This window comes from Gloeocapsopsis sp. IPPAS B-1203, assembly GCF_002749975.1.
Classification (GTDB): Bacteria; Cyanobacteriota; Cyanobacteriia; order Cyanobacteriales; family Chroococcidiopsidaceae; genus Gloeocapsopsis.
Genome location: NZ_PEIG01000004.1, coordinates 240,320 through 263,683 on the forward strand (window position 1 = coordinate 240,320; position 23,364 = coordinate 263,683).

Consider the following 23,364-nt stretch of genomic DNA (forward strand, 5'->3'; position numbering starts at 1 on the left):
AAATAAGCAATTAGGTTAAATCTAAATAGCCTTAATGTTTAGATGTCAATTTACCTATTTTAGTAATACCTCGATAAATTACTAATAACCTCCTGAATTTTACGGATAAATTTTAAACGGTACGAATAAGAAAGCAAAATAACCGTATAAATAGCCACATGCAACACTAAATAAGTAAAAAGTCTCAGTATAATTCGCAAGACAAAGGCAAGCTTTTATGACTTAAACAACGCAACAGCGTAACAACGTTGTTAAGATATGAGTCAGTTGAGACGCCCGAAAAACAAGTTTATCAGTTGTAAGTGTGACTAGCTCAAGTAGAAAGTTATGAAAAATGCCACTGTAATTAGACATCTGGCTTTTGAAGATTTAGGAACTTTAGAATCAGCTCTACATCAGCACAACTATAAAATTAAATATGTAGAAGCTGGAATCGATAATATTAGCAGTATTGATGCAAATACTGATTTATTGATAGTTTTGGGTGGTCCCATCGGAGCCTATGATGAACAAGATTACCCTTTTATAGTTGATGAATTACACCTACTAGAACATCGTCTTCAAGCAGATTTACCGACATTGGGGATTTGTTTAGGTGCTCAATTAATGGCGCGATCGCTTGGTGCAAAAGTCTATCCTGGCGATTATAAAGAAATTGGTTGGTCTCCCTTAAAACTCAGTGTTGAAGGGATGAATTCGCCTCTAGCTCATTTAGCAGCAGAGCATACTTTTGTTTTACACTGGCACGGAGATACGTTTGACTTACCTACTGGTTCTCTTCACTTAGCTGCTAGCTCAAAATACCAGAACCAAGCTTTCTCTTGGGGTAAATGTGGCTTAGCACTACAGTTTCACCCTGAAGTCACAGTTTGTGGGCTAGAACGTTGGTTTATTGGTCATGCTTGCGAAATTAGTACAACTTCTGATGTCAGTGTTGCTCAGTTGCGTCAAGACACAGCACGATATGCTAAACAATTAGAACAACAAGCCGCTAAGCTATGGCAAGCATGGTTGGAATCCTTTTAAGACACAACAGCTTTCAAACACATGAGTAAGTCTACGGAGATAGACTTTGTTTGTATAGTAGCGAATTCATTCGCACTCGCATCCTTCTTAATTAAGCTACAGCAGCAACTGCTTCCTGTCCGTGTCTGCGCAGTAACTCCATCAATTCGTCGCGGTAATCATGGAAGATTGAGTGGCGTTTTACCGTGTGGCTGCGATTGGGTAGGTTGATGACCATTTCTTTACGTACAGTACCAGGACGCGCACCTAGAGCATAGATGCGGTTTGAGAGAAAGACAGCCTCTTCGACATCATGGGTAATCATAAAGATTGTCAGATTTGTTCGTTGCCAAAGATCGAGCATAAATTCGTGCATCGATTCTTTAGTGTGAATATCCAACGCACCGAAAGGTTCATCCATCAACAAAACATCAGGTTCAGAAGCAAGCGCACGGGCGATCGCAACTCGCTGCTTCATACCTCCTGAGAGTTCTTTGGGTAAAGCTCTAGCAAACTGTGTTAGTCCCACAACATTAAGATAGTAACTAGCTTGTTCGCGGCGTTCTTTTTTGGGTACGCCTTGTAGTTTCAAGCCAAACTCTGTATTTTCCTGGACGTTCATCCACGGGTAAAGCGTATAGTGCTGAAACACCATACCGCGATCTGGTCCAGGTGATGTCACTCGTTTACCATCAATTCTCACTTCTCCTGTGGTGGGAGTATCAAGCCCCGCAATCTGGCGCAACAATGTAGACTTACCAGAACCTGATGCACCGACAGCACAAATAAATTCACCACGCTCAATTGCCATATTAATGTCTTTAAGAACAACTAAAGCGCCTTCTTTTGTACCAAAGTGCTTATTTAGATTATGAATTTCCAAAAACATAGATTGAATTTCCTTATTGTATCTAGATAAATAAAACTATCGTTTTTGACTTGCCCACCTACAAGAAACTCGCAATAGATATTGAAACAGCAAGTCGAATGCTAACCCGATAACTCCAATCACAATCAATCCGACAAAAATTTCATCAGTTCGTAAGAATCGTCCCGCTACACTGATCCGACGTCCTAAGCCTTCATTTGCTGCAATTAATTCCGAGACAATCACAAGTTGCCACGCAGCTGCTAAGTTAATACGGCAAGCATCGATAATTCCTGGTAAAACATGAGGTAAAATGACTTGAGTCAGAGCCTCCCAGCGAGTACCTCCTAACATATAGGTAGCTTCAATCAGGTCTTTGGGGACGAACTTTACCGTATCCATCACCATCAACGAGTTAAAGAAAAACACCCCGATAAAAATGAGTGTAATTTTTGGCTCCTCGCCAATGCCCAGGTATAAAATGAGTAGAGGAATAAACGCTGGAGCAGGCATGTAACGCATTAAGCCAAAGAGTGGTTCGAGCAAAGCGCGAATACTCGGAAAGCTGCCCATCAGTACCCCAACCGGAATCGAAAGCAGTGCAGCAAATAGAAATCCGACTCCGACTCGCCATAAACTTGCTACTGTGTCTTTAAGCAGTTCGCGAGTACTCCAAAGTCGCCCAAAGGCTTCGAGGACATCCGCAGGCGAAGGTAAAAACGTAGGCTCAATATTGCCTAATGTTGTTACTAACCACCATAGTATTAATGGCAAGGCAATTGATGTAACCATTAATACAGTACTCAGGGATTTGGGAATGTCCTCAGTTAGTCGCCAGAAAACCGTGGGGCGCATTGTTTTAGGCTTGATTAGCGAGCGAATGGAGCGGTGATTAACGCTTTGACTCATGGTTTTCCAGTGGTGAAGAGTGGATGATTAGGATCTGTTAACTTGTGCAGCGTGGGCTTTGACAAAGCGATCGTCAAATAACCTGCTGGTATCAGGTGAGGCTGCGGCTAAACCAGTTTCGGTGAGAAATTCACTAAGTTGTTCTGCTGCAAACTGCAGCGAAGTCATGTCGTTTCCTGGTTGAAAGGCTTGTAAGTTTTCCTCAATCGTGAATAACTTAGTGCCATCGGCGTATTCTTTATATTCTTCAACACTGACACCAGCGCGTTGTGCCATAATTTCGTATGCTTCGTCTTGATTTTTTTGGATGTAATCTAATGTGGCAAACCAAGAATCGACAACAGCTTGTACGCGATCGGGATTTTGCTCAACGAACTGACGTGTAAATACCAAATGATCCGAAATAGCCCCTGGAAAATCTGCGGAACTGAAGAGTTCTCTGCTACCTGGACGCTTTAATGCTTGGGTTGTAAAGGGCGCAAATACAGCAACAGCATCAACTTGTCCGGCGACAAAAGCAGCAGCAGCCCTTCCTGTTTCTAAGGGGACAAACTGAATGTCTTGTGCTGATAGTCCTTCTCTTTCTAGCCCCAAGAGTAACAAAAAGTGATCGACAGTACCTTCTTCAGCAGCAACTTGTCTACCTTTGAGATCGGCAACTGAGTTAATACCTTCTCGGACGATGACTTTATCATTACCAGTTGAGTTGTCATTAACAAGTACAATGACTTGATCGGCCCCACCGGATACTGAACTGACCGTATCGCCTAGCGTTTGACTGTTCGCATCAATTTGTCCAGCAGTTAAAGTATTAATAGATTCAAGATAGCCATCAAACCACCTCAAGGCTACGGGAACATTGTGTTTATCAAAGATTCCCTGTTCTTGGGCAACTTGCCAAGGAAACCAACCAGGCCATGCACTGAATCCTAAACGAACTGCACCCGCAACTGTTGAAGAGCCAGCATTACTTTCGGTTGTGGTTTTGATATAGATCGCAGGGTTGACGCATCCTACAACAATCAATGTGATGCAAAAGAGAATGCAATAGGATAAGAGCGATCGCTTCTTCATGAGCTTTTTAATAAAGAAATTAACAATCAGTTATTCAGAACTTTTATTAACTGCAATTAAGCTTTAATTTTGATTAATATACCTCTCGCTACCTGTACTTAAAAAATATTTCTCGTCATTATAATTACCCTCAAAAATTTACACTGTAATGATTGAATCAGGACGTAAATAACCCAAAGAGAAAACCCGAAAGAAAAAGTCAGTTGCAATAAACAACTACAATTTCTCCCAGGTTTTTCTCCCGCCGTGTGGCTAGCAAATTTCTAAATAAACTTGTGATATGGCACTAGCCTGCCTCTCTTGGACCAGACATTCAAATCACTAACTCAATACCATGAGTAGCTTGAATCGGAACCCTAGAGGCAATTAAGTTGTAGATATAAATAAGAGATACCAGTGGTTTAACTTCAAAGGTGTATCAACAGCTACGAAATTAAAGTTTGCTTAATAGTCTAGTCAAGATTTCCTGACACAATTGAATAATTTAAAACTCATTAAATTGTTTAGCTGAGTGATGTTTCTTATCTTGTCCTCAACAAACAAGATTCATTGGATTTAGATTTTCTCTAAGTACTTTTACTTCACCAATTATTTGGCAGTTAGAATAACCTAGTTTCTGCAATGCAACCATACACTCATTAGCTTTGTGCTTTGGTAATGCTGCTAAAAGCCCTCCCGATGTTTGCGGATCGAACAGTAAAGGATAACAACGATGACTCTCAACCCGATCCAGGCTAGAGATATAGCGCGAAACTCGCAAATTCTCTGAATGTAGCGAACTAACAATTCCTTGCTGTGTTGTTTCAATTGCACCATCCAAAACTGGAATCGCTGACATCTGTAATTCAACAGCAACGTGAGAAGCTTGCACCATTTCCATCAAATGCCCTAGTAACCCAAAACCAGTAATATCAGTACAAGCAGTTGCTTCGTGTTCTAAAAAACAAGTTGCAGCAGCAGCGTTAGACAATAGCATAGACTCCACTGCAGTATCGATCCATTTAGCTTTAGCTTGCTGGCGCATTTGTGCAGCGAATAACGTTCCTGTTCCTAATGCTTTGGTAAGAATGAGGACTTGACCAGGTTGCATCCCACTTTTACGTAATAATTTATCAGGATGAACTAGACCGTTACACGATAAACCAAATGCAAGTTCTGCACCTTCGGTCGTGTGTCCGCCTACTAAGGGTGTATTAGATTCTGCTAAAATTTTGAGTGCACCTGATAAAAGTTGAAACAGTGTTTCTGCGACTTTTGCTTCTAACGCATAGGGTAATGTAGCGATCGCCAACGCACTTTGCGGTACCGCCCCCATTGCAAAAATATCACTCAAGCAGTGATTTGCACTAATCTGCCCAAACAGGTAGGGATCGTTAATCAAAGCACGAAAATAATCAATTGTATGCACCATTGCCATATTTGCAGGAACTTGCACCACCGCAGCATCATCCGGCGCATCTAAACCAATCAAAATATCTTGGCGATCTACCTGTGGTTGTTCGTGTTGAATTTGCGCTAAAATACGCGCTAAAACTGTACTTCCTACTTTAGAGCCACAACCAGCACAGCGCATTGTAGAGGAGTGAGGGGAAGATAGAGTGAGTTCTGGATTCATTTGTGGTAAATCGCTAAAACGCTGCATAAAGCGGCGATCAATCCAGTCTTTCCAGTGCCATAGTAGTTGAGAAGGACCAAAGCCGAAAAGTCCTCTAGCGGCGATCGCTTTGCCATCACCTGTACCGATTAAACTTAAATATTGTTTTTGTGGCTTGTAAGGTTTTAGCGACTTCTGTTGTAAACTTCGCTGCAAGTTCTCAAACAGTGGTTTCCCTTGACGAACTGCAAACACGCCTGCTTTCGGGCGGGGATGATCAACCATTGTCGCCACATCACCAGCAGCGAAGACATCAGGATGCGAAATTGACTGTAAATTGTCATTGACTTGCACAAATCCATCAGCATCTGTTGCAATTCCTGATTCGCGCAACCATTTCGGGGCGGATGCTTGCGTTACCCAAAAGATGCGATCGCATTCTACTTTTGATCCCGACTCACAGACGACTTTGTGGAGTTGAACTTCTGAGACAGTTTCTTGTAGATGTAACTGAACTCCTCGCTGTTGCAAAATTTTGTGAAAATGACGCCTGACCCACGCGTTATAGGTAGACATGACTTCTGCATCGCGATGAAACAAGTGAATTTCTAAATCCAAGCCATGCTGCTTGAGAATACTTTGTAAATGACTTTGCAGCGAAAGTGTTAATTCCACACCACCCGCGCCCCCACCAACAACACCGATGCGAATGGGTTGCTGAGGATTTTGCTTGACATTTTCAACAAAATGATCCCAGTGTGCGAGTAAGTGCGAAATTGGCTTAGCAGGAATTGCGTATTCAGTTGCACCAGGTACAGATACAGTTGCTGGAGTACTACCAATATCAATTGAGACGACATCAAACGCCACAGGTGGACGATGTGCACAAATCACCTGCTTGTTTTCTAAGTCTAAACCGATTGCTTGGTCAATATATAGCTGTGCTTGGGAAAATTGCGCTAAGCGACGCAAATCAATATGGCATTCTTCTCGCGAGTAGAAACCGGCAACATGACCTGGTAACATTCCCGAATAAGGCGTATCCGATGCTTCTGTAAGTAATGTAATGCGGACTCCAGGAAGCGGTTTCATCCCAAACATCCTTAAGGCGATCGCATGGCTGTGTCCACCACCAATCAACACCAAGTCTTTGACAATCGGATGCGATGCTTGCATACTCTAATTCAATAGATTATCCCTGTACTTCCACGTTAAGACAATTTTCGGGTGGTTGACCTTGCGCTACGCGTAGAATATTTGCTACGACAGCCTTAGCAATTCCCGTTGCAGCAGTATCGGTGTGTCCGCCTAAATGCGGCGTCAGTGTTAAATTCAAGTTTGCTTGCAATAGTGGGGAATCGGGTGCTAATGGTTCTTGTTGAAAGACATCAAGTCCCGCACCTGCAATGACTTTATTTTGCAAGGCTTTTACCAATGCGTTTTCATCTATCCACGCACCGCGAGTCACGTTAATCAGATACGCATTAGATTTCATTTGTTGAAAGTCTTCCCAACCAAAAGGCTGCGTGACATTATCCGCTGAAGCCGCAATAATCACAAAATCGGAGTGTTGTAGTAAGTGCGATCGCTCTTTAGGTGTTCCCAACCACTCCAAACCAAGCGTATGCGCTAATTGTGGATCGAGTTGTCGCTTAATTCCTAATAATTGAACCTCAAAAGCCCGTAATCTGCGTGCAATTGCTTGTCCGATACCTCCTAAACCATATATACCAACCCTTTTTTTCCACAAACTTTGTCCTTCAGGTTGATTCCAGTCAAGTTCACTACCGCGATAGTTACGCGCTAAAGCTAGCATATGTAATATTACAAGTTCTGCAACTGATTCAGCATTACCCGTACCAGGTGAAGGAACATTGGCAATATAAATCCCGCGCTGTGTCGCCGCAGCAATATCAACGTTTTCGACACCAACTCCTGATCGCTGAACAAGACGCAACTGCGGTAAGCGACCCATCAGCGCAGCATCAACAGGTTGAATACCTGGAACTAAAACAAACGTATCTGGTGCATCGAGAACAACGCGATCATGCGGTAATGTAATGACAGTCCCAGGAGAAAAATGATCAGCAATCCGCTGTGCTAAGTCATCAGAAGATGTAACAACAACACGCCCAGGAAGATTTTCAGACTCGTGTATGCGATCGCTCATTGTTAATTTAGCAAGACTTAACTTAATTTACTATCATGATTGACTTGTATACCTTTACGACACCAAACGGACGCAAAGCTTCAATTATGTTGGAGGAAGTCGAACTTCCTTACAACGTCCATGTAATTGATATTACAAAAAACGATCAATTTACACCGGAATATGTAGCGATTAATCCCAATAGTAAAATTCCCGCAATTGTGGATCAAGACACAGGTATAACAGTTTTTGAATCAGGAGCAGTACTGATTTATCTCGCTGAAAAAACCGGAAAACTGCTACCTACAGATCAAAAACAACGCTTTCAAGTTTTGGAATGGCTCATGCTACAAATGGGAAGTGTTGGACCGATGTTTGGTCAACTTAATCATTTCAAAAAGTTTGCTCCCGAAAAAATTCCTTATGCAATTCAACGCTACGAAAAAGAAACTTTACGACTTTACGGAGTATTAGACAAACAACTGGCAAGTCATGAATTTTTTTGTGGTGACTACTCGATTGCAGATATTGCCACATATCCCTGGGTCGCTATCTATGACTTTCAAGGCTTAACGCTAGACAATCACCCGAATCTCAAACGCTGGGTAGAAACCATGCAACAACGTCCAGCAGTACAAAGTGGGATGTCAGTACCTTAACCAAAATTCTCCACACAACGCACAAAAATTTCTACGCCCATACCCAACGCCGTTTCATCAAAATCAAAACGGGGATGATGGTGAGGATACGCTAAATTTCGACTTAAATTTGCCGAACCTAAAAAGAAATAGCACCCAGGAACTTGCTGCAAAAAGAATGACATATCTTCGCCGCCCATCGTTTGACACTCAGGGACAATTCCTAAAGGCGTTTCCACAACTCTGACAGCTTGCGATCGCACAAATTCTGCCATGTCAGGATTATTAATTACTGGGGGATACAGGTGCGAGTAATTTAATTCATACGTTGCGCCATGACTTTGACAAATTCCCGCAATAATTTGCTCGATGCGTTGAGCAAAATATCCCTCTAACTTCGGGTTAAAATATCGTACTGTCCCACTCATGTTTGCTGTATCCGCAATCACATTGAGTGCTGTTCCTGCATGAAGTTTACCGACAGTCACGACGGCTGATTCGATTGGATCGACATTTCGTGCTACGATTGTTTGCAATGCATTGACAATTTGGGCAGCTACTACTATAGAATCAACAGTCTGATGTGGCATTGCACCGTGTCCGCCTTTACCCAAGATTGTGCAGCGAAAAGTCTCTACGGCTGCCATCAATGCACCGCTACGGATGCCTACTGTACCTATTGGTAAATTATTCCACAGATGTAAACCAATAATGGCATCAACATCGGGGTTCTTGAGCACCCCAGCCTCAATCATTGGCTTAGCGCCTCCTGGACCTTCTTCTGCTGGCTGGAAGATGATTTTTACAGTACCGCTAAACGTATCAGGGTGTTGCGAAAGATAGTAAGCTGTACCAAGGGCGATCGCGGTATGTCCATCATGTCCGCAAGCGTGCATGACACCATCATGCTGGGAACGATACGGAACCTCATTTTCTTCCTGAATTGGTAATGCATCCATATCCGCCCGAATCGCCAACACAGGTAATTTTGAGCTAGTTTTCTTCCGACCTCTAATAACAGCAACAATTCCCGTTTTAGCAATTTCTGTTTGATGCTCAATTCCCCATTCTTGCAGTTTTTCAGCAACAAATTTAGCCGTCAAGTGTTCTTGAAAACCGAGTTCTGGGCGTTGATGTAACTTGTGCCGCCATGCAACTAATTGCGGCTGTAAAGCTTGAATATCTGAGCGAATGCGAGATAAATCAATGCTGAGGGGTTGTGAAGGAGTAGAAACCATTACTACTGATTAATTAAATAAAATGTGCAAAGCATATAATTAATGCTGCTTACTCTATCTGTAGCCTAACCCATTCACGGAAAGCACGGCGCATTGCTTTTTTTCCTGAGGCTTGATGTTGCTGAATAAAAGGAATAATTTGCTGTACTCGAATCAGAGGAAAAGCAAGACTAATGTCTGTTTCAGTATATGTCTCGCCCTGAAGTTGATAGATCTTAATTTGTCCTTTGTCGTAACGCCAAATCTCAGGAACGCCTAATCTTGCATAAATAGGCATGCGATCAAGTGACTTGCTTGTAATGTCAATTTCTAAGACTAAATCGGGTGGTGGATCTTGGGTAAGATCAAAATCTAATTTACCGCGAATTTCTAACTCATGCTGAAAGTAAAAACAGTTATCAGGTTCTACTCCTGCTAGCAAATCTGGGCGTTTCCAAGTTGTCGAACCAAGCGTTTCGTAATCAACATCGAGGACATCTGCAAGATCTTTAACTAAATCTCCAACTGCTTCTTTGTAGTATTCATGTTCGGGTAATGGAGCCATAATTTCTAGAGTTCCTCGGTCATACGCAAGTCGAGCAGCACGATGATCGCCCAATTGAGTTAGTATTTTTTCAAAAGTCTGCCAGTCAACATTTTCTAATAAGACACTTTTTCCCGTTGGTACACTTAGCAGAATATCAGTGTCAGATGTTACGGTTGCTATGTCTGGAGTAACCAAGTATTTTAAGGCAAGCTGCATATCTTTGGTGGTAATGGGTAATGGGTAATGGGTAATGGATACATAGATATTCTTGCCAACTGCCAGTTACCAATCAACAGCTTTCAAGTTAACCTTATTCTCATTTACTTAATTTTTAGTATAATTTTCAACTTGGCAACATGAGATCTAAGTCTAAAGCTGCAGCAGCTTGTGATAATTTGTCCAAGTTGGTGGGGTCAGCAAAATAAGGTAAGCAACCGAGAACTGGGATATTTGTGAGCGATTGAATTAATTCAGGAGGAGTTAGATCTTCTATTTCTTGTGGCGATCGCGCTTGAACGCAATTAAGTATAATTCCTTTAAGTGAAACGCGAGCTTGTCGTGCTAAAGCTACATTTGCTACTGCTTGGGCGATCGCACCTAAACGTACAGGAACAACTAGCACAGTCGGTAAGCGCCATTCAGCGGCTAAGTCTGCAACAGTGAACTCGGCGGTTACGGGCGAACCTAACCCTCCCAAAGCTTCTATTAGAACAAAATCTCGCGACGCCCTTAAGTTTTGCAACGTTTGCCATACGAGTGCTAAATCGATATCGCGATTTTCCTTAGCGGCGGCGATTGGTGGTGCTAGCGGTGCTTCAAAGTAAAGTGGTGTGATTTCTGTTATCGATTGATTCAGCGATAGCTGCGAGTATAATTCGCGATCGCCTGTTCCCGATTGAATCGGCTTCATAATACCCAAATTGCGAAAATGTTTTCGCCAGTAAGCAAGCAACGCTGTTGTAACAACAGTTTTTCCTGCATCAGTATCAGTTCCCGCAATTAGTAATGCATTCACATCAATTCACTTGAGTAGTGGGTAATAGGTAATGGGTAATAGATCTTCTTGCCAATGACCAGTTACCAGTTAACCTATTGTAAATTTTCGATACCGATATTCACAGTAAACTCGATATCCTCGTTCGCCGTCGGAATCATGTCAATTTGATAATCACCGCTACGCGATACTTGCGATTGCCAGTTCAACAAATTGGTAGCGCCTTCAATTAATTGACCATCCGGATCGCGAATATCTAAAGTCACTGCACCTTGGGTTACTGCCACCGATAAAACTTGCCCTTCTTGTACGTTAACTAAGTAGCGTGTTATTTGCTGTGGTTCTGTGATCCCTGATGGTGTGACTACTTCTCCAGGATTGACACTAATTCGTTCGGGGACGACTGTGGGGATAACTGTTGATGGTGGCGTTTCTGTAGGCGTTGGTGTCGGTAAAACTGGATTTTCCAGTAAAACATCAAGTTGATAGTTGCTTTCCTCAATTCCTTGCACAGGGCTTAATTGAATCGTATATTCTCCAGTAAATGGCAATGTGCCTTGATAGCGCGTGACTCTTCGGGCTAATTCTTCGATGGGTGCTTGATTTGGTCCTAACACAGTCAACAGAACGCCTTCTTGTGCAAGAGCCGTACTAAGTTGTTGTCCTTGTTCGCCATTAAAGGTGTAGTTAGCTGTTCCGTTAGCTTGTAGTGTACCGGAAACACTTGCTGTTGCGCCAGGGACAAGATCCAACTGTTGACTAAAAGTTGTCGGTTCAGGAGAAGGTGTTTCAGTGACCGTTGGAGTTGGTGTCGGGCTTTCGGGAACTATAGGAGAGGGAAATGATTGTGGTTCTGGAGTACGGTTGCTCAAAAAGTAACTGACTAAGAACAATGAACCAAAGCCAGCCACCAAAGCAACACAAAGCCCAATTCCAATCACAGCCCAAGGATTTTCCCAAATTTCGCGTTTTCGCGGTACAGGAATTACTGGATCAGACTGTCTAGATTGACGAGAATTTGAACCAATTAAATTAGGACGACGACCTACAGCAATTGTTTGAATTTGCGATACTTCCGGCGTAACAGGTTCGGAAAGACTTGATGATTCTTCAGTATTGGCGATCGCCTTGCGGTGTAGATTGGGAAGTTGCGGATTTGTCGCGTTGAGACGATCAACTGAAGATAAAGCTTTCGCAACTTCTACCACTGATTGGTAGCGATCGCCTGGTCTTACACTCAACATGCGATTTAAGACTTCAGTAAATTCTGGCGTGATAGTTGCCCATTGTTGCCAGTTCCATGTCAGTTCGGTATCGTCAAATAACTCTTGAGGCTCTTTTCCTGTCAGCAGGACAATGGCAGTTACAGCTAAAGCATACAGATCGCTATTAGGGTAAGCTTTTCCTGTTTGCAGTTGTTCGCTTGGTGCATAACCTAATTTACCTACAGTTGTAGGTTGTGGTGAATTATTGGCTGATTGAAATTGCGTTGCTAATTCTTTGACAACACCAAAATCAATCAATACTGGTTTATTATCACTTTCGCGCAAAATAATATTGTCTGGTGAAATATCGCGGTGAATAATACCACGGGTGTGTAAATGTGCTAGTACAGGTAATAATTGTCGAATTAACTGTAAGACAGCCACCTCTGAAAAAGTTTGTCCCTGGGCAATGCGTTCTTCCAACAACTCGTGATAGGTTTTTCCTTCAACATAATCCTGCACCAGAAACAAACGTTGATCCTCTTCAAAATTGGCACGAAATTGTGGTACTTGAGGATGCTGTATCTGGTACAAAGTCGCTGCTTCGCGTTGAAATAACTCTTTTGATTTTTCAAGATGAAAATCGTCGTTTTGATTAGGTATTAATTCTTTTAATGCACATAGTTCATTGAAGCGTCCTTGATCTTGCGCTAAATAAGTACGACCAAATCCTCCCTGACCCAAAACTTGAATTATTCGGTAGCGGTTTTGTAGTACACTTTCCAGTGGAATAGGTGGTTGCATCGTTTTTGCTAAATCTTAAGCTATTCTGTAAAAGTTCAACGGTTCACTAACAATTAAGACCAAGTAATTTTACCTAAAAATTTCTCGGTCAACTGATAACTTCGCGATTAAATTCTTTGTTACTCGCTGGATTCAAGGAGTGGCAATTATTCAACATAGTTCCTACCACAGTTTGTGCTCCAAATCTGCCGACAAGTCAATCAAAAAAAATAGTTTAACTTGCTATTACTAAAAACTTTATACAAGCTTATAATTAAAATTCCCCGTTATGTCCAAGAAGTCACTAAAGCAGTGATGATAAGATTTTCATGAAGGTGCTCCGAGGGTCTGCCGTGCTCAGTTCTGCAACTTTGACACTTCAGTCAGCTCCTACTGCGGTTGCTGATAATAACCGTCTGCGTCTATTTTCTGGCTCTGCTAATGTACCGTTCTCCCAAGAAGTTGCTCGTTATTTGGGCATGGAACTGGGACCGATGATTAGAAAGCGCTTCGCAGATGGTGAACTTTACATTCAAATTCAAGAATCAATTCGCGGTTGCGATGTTTATCTCATTCAGCCGACTTGCCATCCCGTTAATGATAATCTGATGGAATTGCTGATTATGATCGATGCCTGTCGTCGGGCTTCGGCGCGGCAGATTACAGCAGTGATTCCCTACTATGGTTACGCGAGGGCTGATCGCAAAACGGCAGGGCGCGAGTCGATTACAGCTAAGTTGGTGGCTAACTTGATTACTCAAGCAGGCGCTAATCGCATTGTAGCGATGGATTTGCACTCCGCGCAAATTCAAGGTTACTTTGATATTCCCTTCGACCATGTTTATGGTTCTCCAGTTTTGATTAATTATTTAGCTAGTAAGCAGCTTGCTGACTTGGTGGTCGTTTCGCCTGATGTCGGAGGTGTTGCTAGAGCAAGAGCATTTGCGAAAAAGCTAGATGATGCACCGCTTGCAATTATCGATAAACGGCGTCAAGCACACAATGTCGCTGAAGTCCTCAATGTCATTGGTGATGTTGAAGGCAAAACTGCGGTACTGGTAGACGATATGATTGATACTGGCGGTACGATTACAGAAGGCGCCAAGTTATTGCGCGAACAGGGAGCGCGTCAGGTTTATGCTTGTGCAACGCATGCCGTGTTTTCACCACCAGCAGTGGAACGTTTATCGAGTGGGATATTTGAGGAAGTGATTGTTACTAATACGATTCCTGTCCCTGAAGATTATCGTTTTGCACAATTAACAGTACTCTCAGTGGCAAATCTCATCGGTGAGACTATCTGGCGCGTTCACGAAGATAGTTCAGTAAGTAGTATGTTTCGTTAGTTAGCAAGCAATCTGAGGGGCAATAAATGCCCCTATTTTGTGTCTTAAAAAAAGATGAATGTTCAAATCTAATATCAATAATATTGTGTAGCAACGTAGTCCCATGTCAATACCAAAGCACTTCACAGTTGCAGACGGGCGTAGGCTTCAATGCGTAGTATGCGAACATGACTTGTTTTGGCGTCGAGAAGCGCAGCTAAATACTGCGATCGCTACCTTCTTTAATATAGATTGGGCGAATTAAATCTGCTGTCTGTTTGGTTTGTGACTATTACGGCTATATTCATTGGTTCCTTCCCTCATGAATTAACATCAATGTTAATTGCTTTGAGTTTTAACCGCTTAGATCACCTCTAGTGAAATAAGTTAACAGTCGTTATAAATAATTGAGAAACACTTCAGGAACTAACTTGAGTTCTCCAGTTTTAAAACGATCGCACTCTACCCAAAGTGCAGTCTTTTTCCGTTTACCTTCTTTAAAATCAAGCGTATCTATTTGATAAAATTTGGGGTCTACAAAATCGCATTCATAGATAAAAAGAATTTCGTGACCTGGTTTATCGTTGTAAGTAAACAAACTTTCGTTACAGTCAAGGTAGCGAATATTGGTAATTTCCGCTTGAATTTCTTCGTAAAACTCCCGTTGTAAGGCTTCACGGCTAGTTTCTCCAAAATCAACACCGCCGCCCATCGCGCGATAAAAAGTTTGTTGCTTACCAGGATCGTAGCCTTGAGAAAGAAAAATGCGTTCGCTATCTCGCACCAATCCCAAGGCTAATACCCGAATTTCACCAGGTTTGTGCATTTTAGTTGTTACTACCGTCGTAGATAAAACCAGAACGATCGCTATCTTCTACTGTCCAGTCTTCGTTTTCACCACCAATGAATAAAGTGGCAATATTAACATATTCCTTGCTCAGCTGCTTTAAGGCATTGATGAGAATATCAAGGGCGATCGCATCACTCGTCCCTATGTCAAACCAGCAACGTCCCCATGTTCCTTCATATTCAAATTCTCCCATATTATGCATCAGTGCCATCAAACTGTTATCAGCCGTCTGCTCGTCGTAATGCATATAGCTGAGATCGAGTCCTTGTTCCTGCACTTGCAGGTTTTCCGCGTTGAATGCTCCAAGTTTACCTAAATAGAACCAAGAGTTAAACACTTCTTCGACATATCGTTTCTCCATTTCTGAAGGAACGGTAGCAAACTCTAACCAAATCCATACATCAAAAGGATCGAACTCACGGAACTGTACCTGCATTGTTTTGAGATTAACGAGCAACGAACATTGACAATACAATAATCTTAATCAATTATGAGATGCAGTTGTTTTTGGTAATAGGAACAGGTAATAGCAGGGTTAGCTACTGGCTTGACTTGCCTACGTTAGGGATGTGAGATTATCTAGCACTGCTGACACGCTGAAATGCCCTACTGCGTTCGCGTTCAATTTGTTTAACTAAACTAGATGGCAGTTGATCTTTCTTAGCAAGCGAGCGATCAAAATTTTCCACTGCGGCTTTGATTGCGGAGGGATTATTTTGCTTATTGCCCTGTTCGGCAAGAATTTGAGCTTTGAGATAATACAATTCAGGATTCTCAGGAGTTGCTTGTAAAGCTCGCTCTACATAAGTTAAAGCTTGGGTATACTGATCCAAATCGCGGTAGCCAATAGCCAAACCACGATCTGCTAAATACCGAGGACCTGCAAATTTTACCAGTCGATCAATGGCTTGTTGTGGGCTAGAAAATGGCAGATTGACTGCTAGCATCAAATCCATATAGCCCCGTAATAGATTCAGTTCTGGGTCATTAGGGGCAACGGCTTCTGCTTGATCTAAATAAGAGTAAACTTGTCTTAATTCTGATAATGCTCGTGGTGTACCGCGAACAGTTCCCTCCTGTGCTAAAGCGGCTGCACCTTGCAAAAAATGACCGACAGCAGCATATAAATTACCTCGCAGAGGATCTTGACTGATCAACTGCCTTCCAGTTTCTAAAGTTTGCTTGCCATAGTTACTGAATGCGTTAATATCATCGTTCAATGTATATGCTAGTGAAGCTCTCATCGCATAAGCTAAAGGTTCATTCGGTTCGCTAGCCTCAGCTTGATTAAGATAATTTGCAGCGGCTTGATAATTACCCTGCTCGAATATGGCTCTAAATGCTGCTTCTGTGTTGTCGCCAATTTGACGTGGGTTAGTAGCACGGAACGGATCTTGAGCTAGAGTTGGATTAAACCCCAAACTAAGTGTCACTAATGTTGTGCTAGCCAAAGCAGCGAACGCGTGTTGTACAGCTAAAAACCATTTTTTACGCATAATCAACCTCTCGATTGTTCTCTGACTAATGCCTCAGCCTCAAATCAGGACAGCAATGCCAGAATAAAAGCATCATGACAAAATGCGTTTGCCAAAATTACAGTACAAGAACTCATGAACTTCAAACTATTATCAGTGTTCCCTCTAAGGTGGAGTTTAGCTTGAGTAGATCAGAAGTTGAAAGCTCATATTTAGAAATTGGTCTGAATTCTTTGGTAATCTTAACGGATGCTCTACCTCAAAAATCTTATCTATCATCCTCCAGCAAGTCCCACTGCTATTCTCAAGTCAATTAATCTACAGTTAGCGCCCCAAACCTTGGGATTGATTATTGGGCGGAGTGGTTCGGGTAAAAGTACGCTATTAGAAATTTTATCTGGACTTGTTGAAGCAACGACAGGTCAAATCTCTTGGCGAGATCAAGAACTTACTACTGATTACCTACAACAATTAGCGGGCTTGGTTTTTCAATTTCCCGAACGTCATTTTTGTGGTGGTACAATTTTGGAGGAATTGCGCTTAGGACATCCTGAAATAGGCTCAGAACGAGTACGACAAGCTTTGCAAGAAGTTGGATTAGAGCATTTATCTTTACACGCTGCACCTCATGCTTTAAGTGGCGGACAGCAACGCCGTTTAGCATTGGCTGTACAACTGATTCGTCAACCACACTTACTGTTATTAGATGAGCCAACCGCTGGTTTAGACTGGTCAATGCGGCGACAGCTAGTTAATTTGTTGGCAAAACTGAAACAACACTGGACGTTGTTAGTGGTGACTCACGATGCTAGCGATCTAGTGAGTATCGCTGATAGTTGTTGGACGCTGAATCATGGAGTATTGGAAGCTGTACCCGATCCTGCTTTACTCGAAGCAAAAGCGCAAGGTGCGATCGCAATCAATAAAATCTCAGTTGACAAAATTGAGGAAGCTTCAGAAGCAGGATAAAGTTAGTGATGAAGAATTAGTTCAGGTATGGTAACATCACCACTGCTGCCGCAAATGTTGGATGTATGGCAGCAAATGAATTGGCAACCGACAGCAGCACAACAAAAGAAGTTTCAACGCCTTTACGAATTGATTTTGGCAGGTAATCGTCAGTTGAATTTAACGCGAATTACAGAACCAATCGAGTTTTGGGAAAAGCATTTGTGGGATTCACTGCGCGGAATTGCCCCCTTACTATCTACTCAAGACACTGATATTAAGATCATTGATATTGGTACAGGTGCAGGTTTTCCAGGAATTCCCGTGGCGATCGCCCTTCCCAATCACGTTACCCTCCTCGACTCAACACGCAAGAAAATAACTTTTCTCGATAACCTCTTAGCAGAACTTGATATCCAAAATGCGACTACCTTAGTGGGTAGAGCAGAAACGATCAATAAACTTCCTCAACATCATCAAAGCTACGATGTTGCACTAATTCGGGCTGTAGGTTCGCCATTACTGTGTGCTGAGTATACCTTGCCATTGTTAGAACCAAATGGTTTAGCCGTTCTCTATCGCGGACAGTGGACAACAGATGAAACTGAAGCTTTGCAAACTAAGGTTAAGCAGTTGAGTGGTGTAATCGAGAAGATTGAGGAGTTTGTTACGCCTTTAAGTAATAGCGTTCGCCACTGCGTGTATTTACGGAAAATTTTCTGAGTTGGGGTTTAGCAATGCCAAACCCCAAATTCTTATGTTGTTTTTGTAACTTGTGCTAATCGCTGATTAATCTCATTCCAATTAACCACATTCCACCAAGCATTGAGATAATCTGCACGACGATTTTGATACTTAAGGTAATAAGCGTGTTCCCACACATCATTACCCATAACCGGATAGTTGCCTTCCATAAAAGGACTATCTTGGTTTGCAGTACTGGTAATTTGGTAGTTGCCATCACGAGTACGGATTAACCAAGCCCAACCACTACCAAAACGCCCCTCACCAGCCGAATTGAATTGTTTTTTAAATTCTGCAAAGCTACCAAAATTTTGGTTAATGATTGTAGCAATTTGTCCTGTTGGTTCACCACCACCATCTGGACTCATAATTTGCCAAAACATTGTATGGTTGACGTGACCGCCACCATTATTGCGGATGGAAGTGCGAATATCTTCTGGAACCCGATCAAGATTGAATAAGAGTTGTTCTACAGTTCTACCTTTAAGTTCAGGATGCTTTTCTAGCGCTGCATTTAAGTTTTTGACATAGGTTGCATGGTGGCGATCGTGATGAAATCGCATTGTTGCAGCATCAATATGTGGTTCGAGTGCATTGTAGTCATAAGGTAAAGGTGGTAACTCGAAACTTCCACTGCTACTAGGAGGAGTTTCCGCAGCTAAAGCAGTCTTGAGTAAACTGTGCGGACGCAATGTATCAATTGCAACTGCACCAGCACTTGCTCCTAGTATAAATAGGAAATTTCGCCGATTAAGAGTCATAAGTTATAGATGCTACTCAACTAATCAGATATCTTCTCAGTTCATACACATAATACATCTATCGTTTACATGATTTTTAAATTAAGAAGAGGTCGGAGGTCAGGGATCAGAGGTCAGAATAGGAAAGCGGGAACTTAAAAAAGATGACTTATTGCGATAACCGCTTGACGGCAGCACCGCTTAATAATTGATGTGCTTCTTGTAAGATACTTGGAATATCTGCTGCGTGAGGGCTATTTCTCAGACAATTTTGTAAATTGAGTTGATTGATTTTGGCAGCATTCGCACCTGGAAACCAGCTACCACCATTGCCTAAGAGGTTGTAGCGCATTTTTGCATATTCAATCATATCGTAGGCGATCGCTAAATTTCGCAACCACAAAATCACAGGAATATTCACATCGCCTGGTGTTTCACTGTGTTTAGGTAAACCAACGTGCCAAGTTTTTGCCCAACTTTCTCCTAATGAAGCGATCGCAGCTTGTTCTAATCGTGCCAAAATGGGTGGTAACGTTTCATCAGCACGATCTAGTAGAGTCAAAGTTTTCAAGTGTTCGTCAAAATCCTGCGGACGTGCTGCACCAACACTCAGCGTATGTACTTGGGAATGACTTAGACAAAATAGATTGTTAAACACGATTGGACTTAAAGGGGCGCATAAATCTACGAGTTTTTGTGGTGGTTTATAGAGCATTCCGCCTTTATCTGACGGACTAATAATAAACACGCCCATGTCGTGACGATTCGCTGCTGCAATTGCCGCCCAGTTGTTTTGATTAATGTAGTACCAGTGTAGGTTAACGTAGTCGAATAAATTAGTTGCGATCGCTTGTACAATAATATCCGTAGGTCCATGTGTAGAAAAACCAAGAAACCTTACTTTCCCTTGGGCTTGTAACTTTTGCACAATTTCCACACAACCGCCAGGACAAACGCTTTGCTGCAATGTTTCAGGATCGTTAATGCCGTGAATCGCCAGTAGATCCACGTAATCTAATCGGAGATTTTTAAGTGATTGCTCAAATTTTTGCTGAAATTCTTTCGTGTTGTCACTCGGATTAATTTTAGTTTGAACAATGATTTGTTCGCGCTTAAGAGTCGGCAAAATTTTTCCTAGCTGAGACTCCGAAGTGCCATAACCACGAGCAGTTTCAATGTGATTAATGCCAACTTCTATTGCTCTACGAATCGTTGCTTCCAGATTTTTTTGATTATTCCTGGGAATTTGCCATGCTGGGACATCTTGCCATTTAAATTGATAGCGCATTCCACCGCAGGAAAACACCGGCATTTGGATATTTGTGCGCCCAAATCGTCTGTATTGCATCATTAACTAGGAGCGAGGAGCGGGGATTAAGTAATAGACTCACAATTACCCATTACCTATTACCCATTACCCACTTATTGTTACATCTCCTTCACAACTGGCTTACCATCTTGAACTTCACCAACAAGAACTAAATCTGTCACGCCGACAAAAATTCCGTTTTCTAAAACACCAGGGATGTTGTTGAGCGTTTTTTCGAGATCGGCTGGATCATCAATACTATCAAATTTTACATCTACCACCATGTTGCCTTGATCGGTGATCACAGGTCCAGCCTTTTTCACCCCCATACGCAACTCTGGTTTACCGCCAAGTTTCTCAATCGCCCGCATAACTGGAGAAATTGCCATTGGAATAACTTCGACAGGAACCGCAAAGCTAGAACCCAAGCGATCTACAATTTTAGAGCTATCAACAACAACGATAAACTGATCGGCAAGGTAATCAACAATTTTTTCACGGGTATGCGCCGCGCCGCCACCTTTAATTAAATTCTTTTGTGGATCGACTTCATCAGCACCATCGATCGCAATATCAATATGGTCAACTGCGTCTAGAGTTGTTAAAGGAATACCATATTGTTTAGCAAGAACTTCGGCTTGAAAAGAGGTAGGAATACCAATAATATCTTTGAGTTCACCAGACTTGAGGCGATCGCCTAAAAATTGAATTGTGTACGCTGTGGTTGACCCCGTTCCTAGCCCAACGATCGTACCAGATTGTACGCGATCGGCAGCAGCTTTACCGACTTCTTGCTTCATCAATTTTATGGGATCTACGCCTGCGGTCATTCGCCAAACTCCTCAAGATAAAAATGAGCTATAGTTCATCTTACCTGCGAGCGCGAGCAGGCAAAAGAAAATTTGTAGCGTAAGCTGCAGTTAAAAGCTATTTCAATTTTTCTGTGTGTTAAAGACACGCCACATGACAAAAACTGTGAACCCTATATAAGACAAAACTGTTAGCCAATCTTGCCAACTACCATAATCATTCATTTTTGCTACTTTAAGTTGATAAATAGAGTGTAAGCTGTATGGAACTTACACTACTTTTGTAGTACACAAAATTATGCTGCCATTTCGCGACAAAGTTGAGCGCAGCGACGACAAGATTCGGCACAACGTTGACAGTGATCGTCATCGTGCTGACTACATTCATTAGCACAGCGATCGCACGCTTCGGCGCACACACCACACATTTGCTTGTGCAGTTCCGATCTCCGCGACATCAAACGGGCGCAAAGGGCACAAGTATCAGCACAATCACGACATCGTTTAATACATTCAGCCATCATCTGCACCATATCTTCACTTAAGCAAGCATTGGCACAGTATTCACAATCGCGTAGGCAGTCTAGACACGCTTGAATACAAGCATCAAGTTTAGATTCTGCAGTAGTCATAATTCAACCTCCGATATGTTGCACTACCCTTTTAACTCAGATTGACATATGCACATGAAATCAGGATGAAATCATCCTATTTGATAACTTCACCCTGAGAAACTACGCAGGTAGATGAGGTTACTGAAAATGCTTGATAATCGCCTTAGCAAACTCAGAACACTTCAGTGGTTCAACGGGGGGTTCCATTAACCGTGCTAAATCGTAAGTAACTTGACGGTTTGCGATCGCATCACTAATTCCCTGTTTGATCAAATCTGCAGCTTCTTGCCAACCCAAATACTCCAACATCATCACACCTGAGAGAATCACCGAACCAGGATTGATCCGGTCTAATCCAGCGTGTTTTGGTGCTGTACCGTGAGTAGCTTCAAAAATGGCACACTCATCGCCAATGTTAGCTCCTGGCGCCATGCCGAGTCCGCCAACTACAGCAGCTGCAGCATCAGAAACATAGTCACCATTGAGGTTCATCGTTGCTAACACCGAGTATTCATCTGGTCGTGTTTGAATTTGCTGAAAAACGCTATCGGCAATTCTATCGTTTACCATCACCTTATCTTTCCATTGACCGCTACCGTGCGTAGACCAGATAGAATCAAGAACTGTTTCAATCTCTTGACAAATTACAGCTTTTTTCTCAGCAGTGAGAGCATTGTATCCTGGTTCAATCATCTGAGCATTTTCGCCAATAGAAATATCAGGATTAACTTCTTTGTTGCTCAAAATCCAAGACTCGCGTTCTGTAACGCATTCATTACGAAATTCAGTTGTTGCCAGTTCGTAACCCCAATCGCGGAAGGCACCTTCGGTATATTTCATAATATTTCCTTTGTGTACCAAAGTGACCATTTGCTTATTTCTCGGCAATCGAAGTGCGTGTCGAATTGCCCGACGAATCAGGCGTTGAGAACCTGTTTTACTAATTGGTTTAATGCCAATACCAGAATCGAGACGAATTTGCTTTTTACCATGTTCAGGGCTAGCAGGAATCAATTCATTGTTGAGTAAATTAATAATCCGTTCTGCCATTTCCGTACCCTGACGCCACTCAATCCCTAGATAAATATCTTCGGTATTTTCGCGATAGATAATGACATCAAGTTTTTCAGGATATTTGTGTGGGGAAGGTGTTCCTTCGTAATAGCGACAAGGACGCACACAGGCATACAAATCGTTAATTTGTCGCAATGCTACATTGAGCGAACGAATTCCACCACCAACAGGCGTAGTTAATGGTCCTTTGATGGCAACACCATATTCTTTGATAGCTTGTAACGTGTCTTCAGGAAGATATTGATAAGTTCCGTAAATATCACACGCTTCATCCCCAGCATAAACCTTAAACCAGCTAATTTGCCGCTTTCCTTGATAAGCAGTTTGTACAGCCGCGTCAATCACCATTTGACTTGCGGGCCAAATATCAACACCAGTACCATCGCCACGAATAAAAGGAATAATTGGATTGTCTGGTACTACTGGTTCACCATTCTTGAACGTAATGCGCGAACCGATATCTGGTGGGGTAATTTTCTCGTACATGATCTCA

At 42.3% G+C, this 23,364-nt stretch carries 23 protein-coding genes and 1 riboswitch; of the genes, 6 read left to right on the plus strand and 17 right to left on the minus strand.

What is annotated here, in order from left to right; all coding sequences use genetic code 11:
- Window positions 1-327: 327 nt before the first annotated feature.
- Entirely contained in the window at window positions 328-1,026 is a 699-nt protein-coding gene (locus tag CSQ79_RS09190) for a glutamine amidotransferase (protein ID WP_099700889.1), read from the plus strand.
- Between the two features lie 91 nt (window positions 1,027-1,117).
- Here the strand turns inward: CSQ79_RS09190 and CSQ79_RS09195 are convergent, their stop codons facing one another.
- The 5 genes from CSQ79_RS09195 to CSQ79_RS09215 form a co-directional block, all read right to left on the minus strand.
- Complete coding sequence (locus tag CSQ79_RS09195) at window positions 1,118-1,894, minus strand: ABC transporter ATP-binding protein (RefSeq protein WP_099700890.1); 777 nt, start codon at window positions 1,892-1,894, stop codon at window positions 1,118-1,120.
- A gap of 36 nt (window positions 1,895-1,930) precedes the next feature.
- Window positions 1,931-2,782, minus strand: a complete 852-nt coding sequence (locus CSQ79_RS09200) for an ABC transporter permease (protein ID WP_099700891.1) — start codon at window positions 2,780-2,782, stop codon at window positions 1,931-1,933.
- 27 nt (window positions 2,783-2,809) lie between these two features.
- Window positions 2,810-3,856: an aliphatic sulfonate ABC transporter substrate-binding protein gene (locus tag CSQ79_RS09205; protein ID WP_099700892.1), complete on the minus strand. Its 1,047-nt coding sequence runs from the start codon at window positions 3,854-3,856 to the stop codon at window positions 2,810-2,812.
- A gap of 223 nt (window positions 3,857-4,079) precedes the next feature.
- A riboswitch (guanidine-I (ykkC/yxkD leader) is annotated at window positions 4,080-4,227 on the minus strand.
- Between the two features lie 161 nt (window positions 4,228-4,388).
- Complete coding sequence (selD, locus tag CSQ79_RS09210) at window positions 4,389-6,626, minus strand: selenide, water dikinase SelD (protein WP_099700893.1); 2,238 nt, start codon at window positions 6,624-6,626, stop codon at window positions 4,389-4,391.
- Between the two features lie 16 nt (window positions 6,627-6,642).
- The gene (locus CSQ79_RS09215) at window positions 6,643-7,620 is read right to left on the minus strand and encodes an NAD(P)-dependent oxidoreductase (RefSeq protein ID WP_099700894.1); all 978 of its coding nucleotides are present in this window, start codon (window positions 7,618-7,620) and stop codon (window positions 6,643-6,645) included.
- Between the two features lie 35 nt (window positions 7,621-7,655).
- On the opposite strand from CSQ79_RS09215, the gene CSQ79_RS09220 reads away from it, so the two are divergent.
- The gene (locus tag CSQ79_RS09220; RefSeq protein ID WP_099700895.1) at window positions 7,656-8,258 is read left to right on the plus strand and encodes a glutathione binding-like protein; all 603 of its coding nucleotides are present in this window, start codon (window positions 7,656-7,658) and stop codon (window positions 8,256-8,258) included.
- Here the strand turns inward: CSQ79_RS09220 and CSQ79_RS09225 are convergent.
- The 4 genes from CSQ79_RS09225 to CSQ79_RS09240 form a co-directional block, all read right to left on the minus strand.
- Window positions 8,255-9,475, minus strand: a complete 1,221-nt coding sequence (locus tag CSQ79_RS09225) for a M20 metallopeptidase family protein (protein ID WP_099700896.1) — start codon at window positions 9,473-9,475, stop codon at window positions 8,255-8,257. The genes CSQ79_RS09220 and CSQ79_RS09225 overlap by 4 nt on opposite strands.
- A gap of 49 nt (window positions 9,476-9,524) precedes the next feature.
- A complete protein-coding gene (locus CSQ79_RS09230; RefSeq protein WP_099701025.1) occupies window positions 9,525-10,154 on the minus strand; it encodes a Uma2 family endonuclease in 630 nt (209 codons plus the stop codon).
- A 190-nt stretch (window positions 10,155-10,344) separates the two neighbouring features.
- Window positions 10,345-11,016, minus strand: coding sequence for a dethiobiotin synthase (gene bioD / locus CSQ79_RS09235; protein ID WP_099700897.1), 672 nt, complete (start codon window positions 11,014-11,016; stop codon window positions 10,345-10,347).
- Window positions 11,017-11,090: 74 nt separating this feature from the next.
- The gene (locus tag CSQ79_RS09240; protein WP_099700898.1) at window positions 11,091-13,004 is read right to left on the minus strand and encodes a serine/threonine-protein kinase; all 1,914 of its coding nucleotides are present in this window, start codon (window positions 13,002-13,004) and stop codon (window positions 11,091-11,093) included.
- A gap of 308 nt (window positions 13,005-13,312) precedes the next feature.
- Here CSQ79_RS09240 and CSQ79_RS09245 point away from each other — a divergent pair, with 308 nt between their 5' ends.
- Together CSQ79_RS09245 and CSQ79_RS09250 are read left to right on the plus strand one after the other, a co-directional pair.
- On the plus strand, window positions 13,313-14,329 hold the full coding sequence (locus CSQ79_RS09245) for a ribose-phosphate pyrophosphokinase (RefSeq protein ID WP_099700899.1): 1,017 nt from the start codon (window positions 13,313-13,315) through the stop codon (window positions 14,327-14,329).
- Between the two features lie 103 nt (window positions 14,330-14,432).
- A complete protein-coding gene (locus CSQ79_RS09250) occupies window positions 14,433-14,573 on the plus strand; it encodes a hypothetical protein (RefSeq protein WP_289500962.1) in 141 nt (46 codons plus the stop codon).
- A gap of 132 nt (window positions 14,574-14,705) precedes the next feature.
- Here CSQ79_RS09250 and CSQ79_RS09255 read toward each other — a convergent pair whose 3' ends face one another.
- From CSQ79_RS09255 to CSQ79_RS09265, 3 genes are all read right to left on the minus strand, one after another.
- Window positions 14,706-15,134 (minus strand): NUDIX hydrolase, encoded by a 429-nt coding sequence (locus CSQ79_RS09255; RefSeq protein ID WP_099700900.1) that lies wholly within the window; start codon window positions 15,132-15,134, stop codon window positions 14,706-14,708.
- Between the two features lies 1 nt (window position 15,135).
- Entirely contained in the window at window positions 15,136-15,594 is a 459-nt protein-coding gene (locus CSQ79_RS09260; protein WP_099700901.1) for a DUF3531 family protein, read from the minus strand.
- A 139-nt stretch (window positions 15,595-15,733) separates the two neighbouring features.
- The gene (locus CSQ79_RS09265) at window positions 15,734-16,654 is read right to left on the minus strand and encodes a Sll0314/Alr1548 family TPR repeat-containing protein (protein WP_099700902.1); all 921 of its coding nucleotides are present in this window, start codon (window positions 16,652-16,654) and stop codon (window positions 15,734-15,736) included.
- A gap of 228 nt (window positions 16,655-16,882) precedes the next feature.
- Between CSQ79_RS09265 and CSQ79_RS09270 the strand changes: the two genes are divergently transcribed.
- Window positions 16,883-17,602 (plus strand): ABC transporter ATP-binding protein, encoded by a 720-nt coding sequence (locus tag CSQ79_RS09270; protein WP_099700903.1) that lies wholly within the window; start codon window positions 16,883-16,885, stop codon window positions 17,600-17,602.
- 27 nt (window positions 17,603-17,629) lie between these two features.
- Window positions 17,630-18,304, plus strand: a complete 675-nt coding sequence (gene rsmG / locus CSQ79_RS09275; RefSeq protein ID WP_099700904.1) for a 16S rRNA (guanine(527)-N(7))-methyltransferase RsmG — start codon at window positions 17,630-17,632, stop codon at window positions 18,302-18,304.
- 32 nt (window positions 18,305-18,336) lie between these two features.
- Here rsmG and CSQ79_RS09280 read toward each other — a convergent pair whose 3' ends face one another.
- From CSQ79_RS09280 to CSQ79_RS09300, 5 genes are all read right to left on the minus strand, one after another.
- Window positions 18,337-19,086, minus strand: coding sequence for a superoxide dismutase (locus tag CSQ79_RS09280; protein ID WP_099700905.1), 750 nt, complete (start codon window positions 19,084-19,086; stop codon window positions 18,337-18,339).
- A 148-nt stretch (window positions 19,087-19,234) separates the two neighbouring features.
- Window positions 19,235-20,413, minus strand: coding sequence for an aldo/keto reductase (locus CSQ79_RS09285; RefSeq protein WP_099701026.1), 1,179 nt, complete (start codon window positions 20,411-20,413; stop codon window positions 19,235-19,237).
- A gap of 80 nt (window positions 20,414-20,493) precedes the next feature.
- A complete protein-coding gene (rpiA, locus tag CSQ79_RS09290; RefSeq protein WP_099700906.1) occupies window positions 20,494-21,204 on the minus strand; it encodes a ribose-5-phosphate isomerase RpiA in 711 nt (236 codons plus the stop codon).
- A 275-nt stretch (window positions 21,205-21,479) separates the two neighbouring features.
- Window positions 21,480-21,815: a four-helix bundle copper-binding protein gene (locus tag CSQ79_RS09295; protein ID WP_099700907.1), complete on the minus strand. Its 336-nt coding sequence runs from the start codon at window positions 21,813-21,815 to the stop codon at window positions 21,480-21,482.
- 120 nt (window positions 21,816-21,935) lie between these two features.
- Window positions 21,936-23,357, minus strand: coding sequence for an NADP-dependent isocitrate dehydrogenase (locus CSQ79_RS09300; RefSeq protein WP_099700908.1), 1,422 nt, complete (start codon window positions 23,355-23,357; stop codon window positions 21,936-21,938).
- Window positions 23,358-23,364: the final 7 nt, after the last annotated feature.

Coding starts and splice junctions, on each gene's coding strand:
- CSQ79_RS09255 (WP_099700900.1), bottom strand. CDS start 15,134: ATGCACAAACCTGGTGAAATTCGGGTATTAGCCTTGGGATTGGTGCGA.
- CSQ79_RS09250 (WP_289500962.1), top strand. CDS start 14,433: ATGTCAATACCAAAGCACTTCACAGTTGCAGACGGGCGTAGGCTTCAA.
- CSQ79_RS09240 (WP_099700898.1), bottom strand. CDS start 13,004: ATGCAACCACCTATTCCACTGGAAAGTGTACTACAAAACCGCTACCGA.
- rpiA (WP_099700906.1), bottom strand. CDS start 21,204: ATGACCGCAGGCGTAGATCCCATAAAATTGATGAAGCAAGAAGTCGGT.
- CSQ79_RS09260 (WP_099700901.1), bottom strand. CDS start 15,594: ATGCAGGTACAGTTCCGTGAGTTCGATCCTTTTGATGTATGGATTTGG.
- CSQ79_RS09270 (WP_099700903.1), top strand. CDS start 16,883: ATGCTCTACCTCAAAAATCTTATCTATCATCCTCCAGCAAGTCCCACT.
- CSQ79_RS09295 (WP_099700907.1), bottom strand. CDS start 21,815: ATGACTACTGCAGAATCTAAACTTGATGCTTGTATTCAAGCGTGTCTA.
- CSQ79_RS09205 (WP_099700892.1), bottom strand. CDS start 3,856: ATGAAGAAGCGATCGCTCTTATCCTATTGCATTCTCTTTTGCATCACA.
- CSQ79_RS09190 (WP_099700889.1), top strand. CDS start 328: ATGAAAAATGCCACTGTAATTAGACATCTGGCTTTTGAAGATTTAGGA.
- CSQ79_RS09280 (WP_099700905.1), bottom strand. CDS start 19,086: ATGACTCTTAATCGGCGAAATTTCCTATTTATACTAGGAGCAAGTGCT.
- rsmG (WP_099700904.1), top strand. CDS start 17,630: ATGGTAACATCACCACTGCTGCCGCAAATGTTGGATGTATGGCAGCAA.
- CSQ79_RS09285 (WP_099701026.1), bottom strand. CDS start 20,413: ATGCAATACAGACGATTTGGGCGCACAAATATCCAAATGCCGGTGTTT.
- CSQ79_RS09220 (WP_099700895.1), top strand. CDS start 7,656: ATGATTGACTTGTATACCTTTACGACACCAAACGGACGCAAAGCTTCA.
- CSQ79_RS09200 (WP_099700891.1), bottom strand. CDS start 2,782: ATGAGTCAAAGCGTTAATCACCGCTCCATTCGCTCGCTAATCAAGCCT.
- CSQ79_RS09215 (WP_099700894.1), bottom strand. CDS start 7,620: ATGAGCGATCGCATACACGAGTCTGAAAATCTTCCTGGGCGTGTTGTT.
- CSQ79_RS09245 (WP_099700899.1), top strand. CDS start 13,313: ATGAAGGTGCTCCGAGGGTCTGCCGTGCTCAGTTCTGCAACTTTGACA.
- CSQ79_RS09265 (WP_099700902.1), bottom strand. CDS start 16,654: ATGCGTAAAAAATGGTTTTTAGCTGTACAACACGCGTTCGCTGCTTTG.
- CSQ79_RS09300 (WP_099700908.1), bottom strand. CDS start 23,357: ATGTACGAGAAAATTACCCCACCAGATATCGGTTCGCGCATTACGTTC.
- CSQ79_RS09225 (WP_099700896.1), bottom strand. CDS start 9,475: ATGGTTTCTACTCCTTCACAACCCCTCAGCATTGATTTATCTCGCATT.
- CSQ79_RS09195 (WP_099700890.1), bottom strand. CDS start 1,894: ATGTTTTTGGAAATTCATAATCTAAATAAGCACTTTGGTACAAAAGAA.
- selD (WP_099700893.1), bottom strand. CDS start 6,626: ATGCAAGCATCGCATCCGATTGTCAAAGACTTGGTGTTGATTGGTGGT.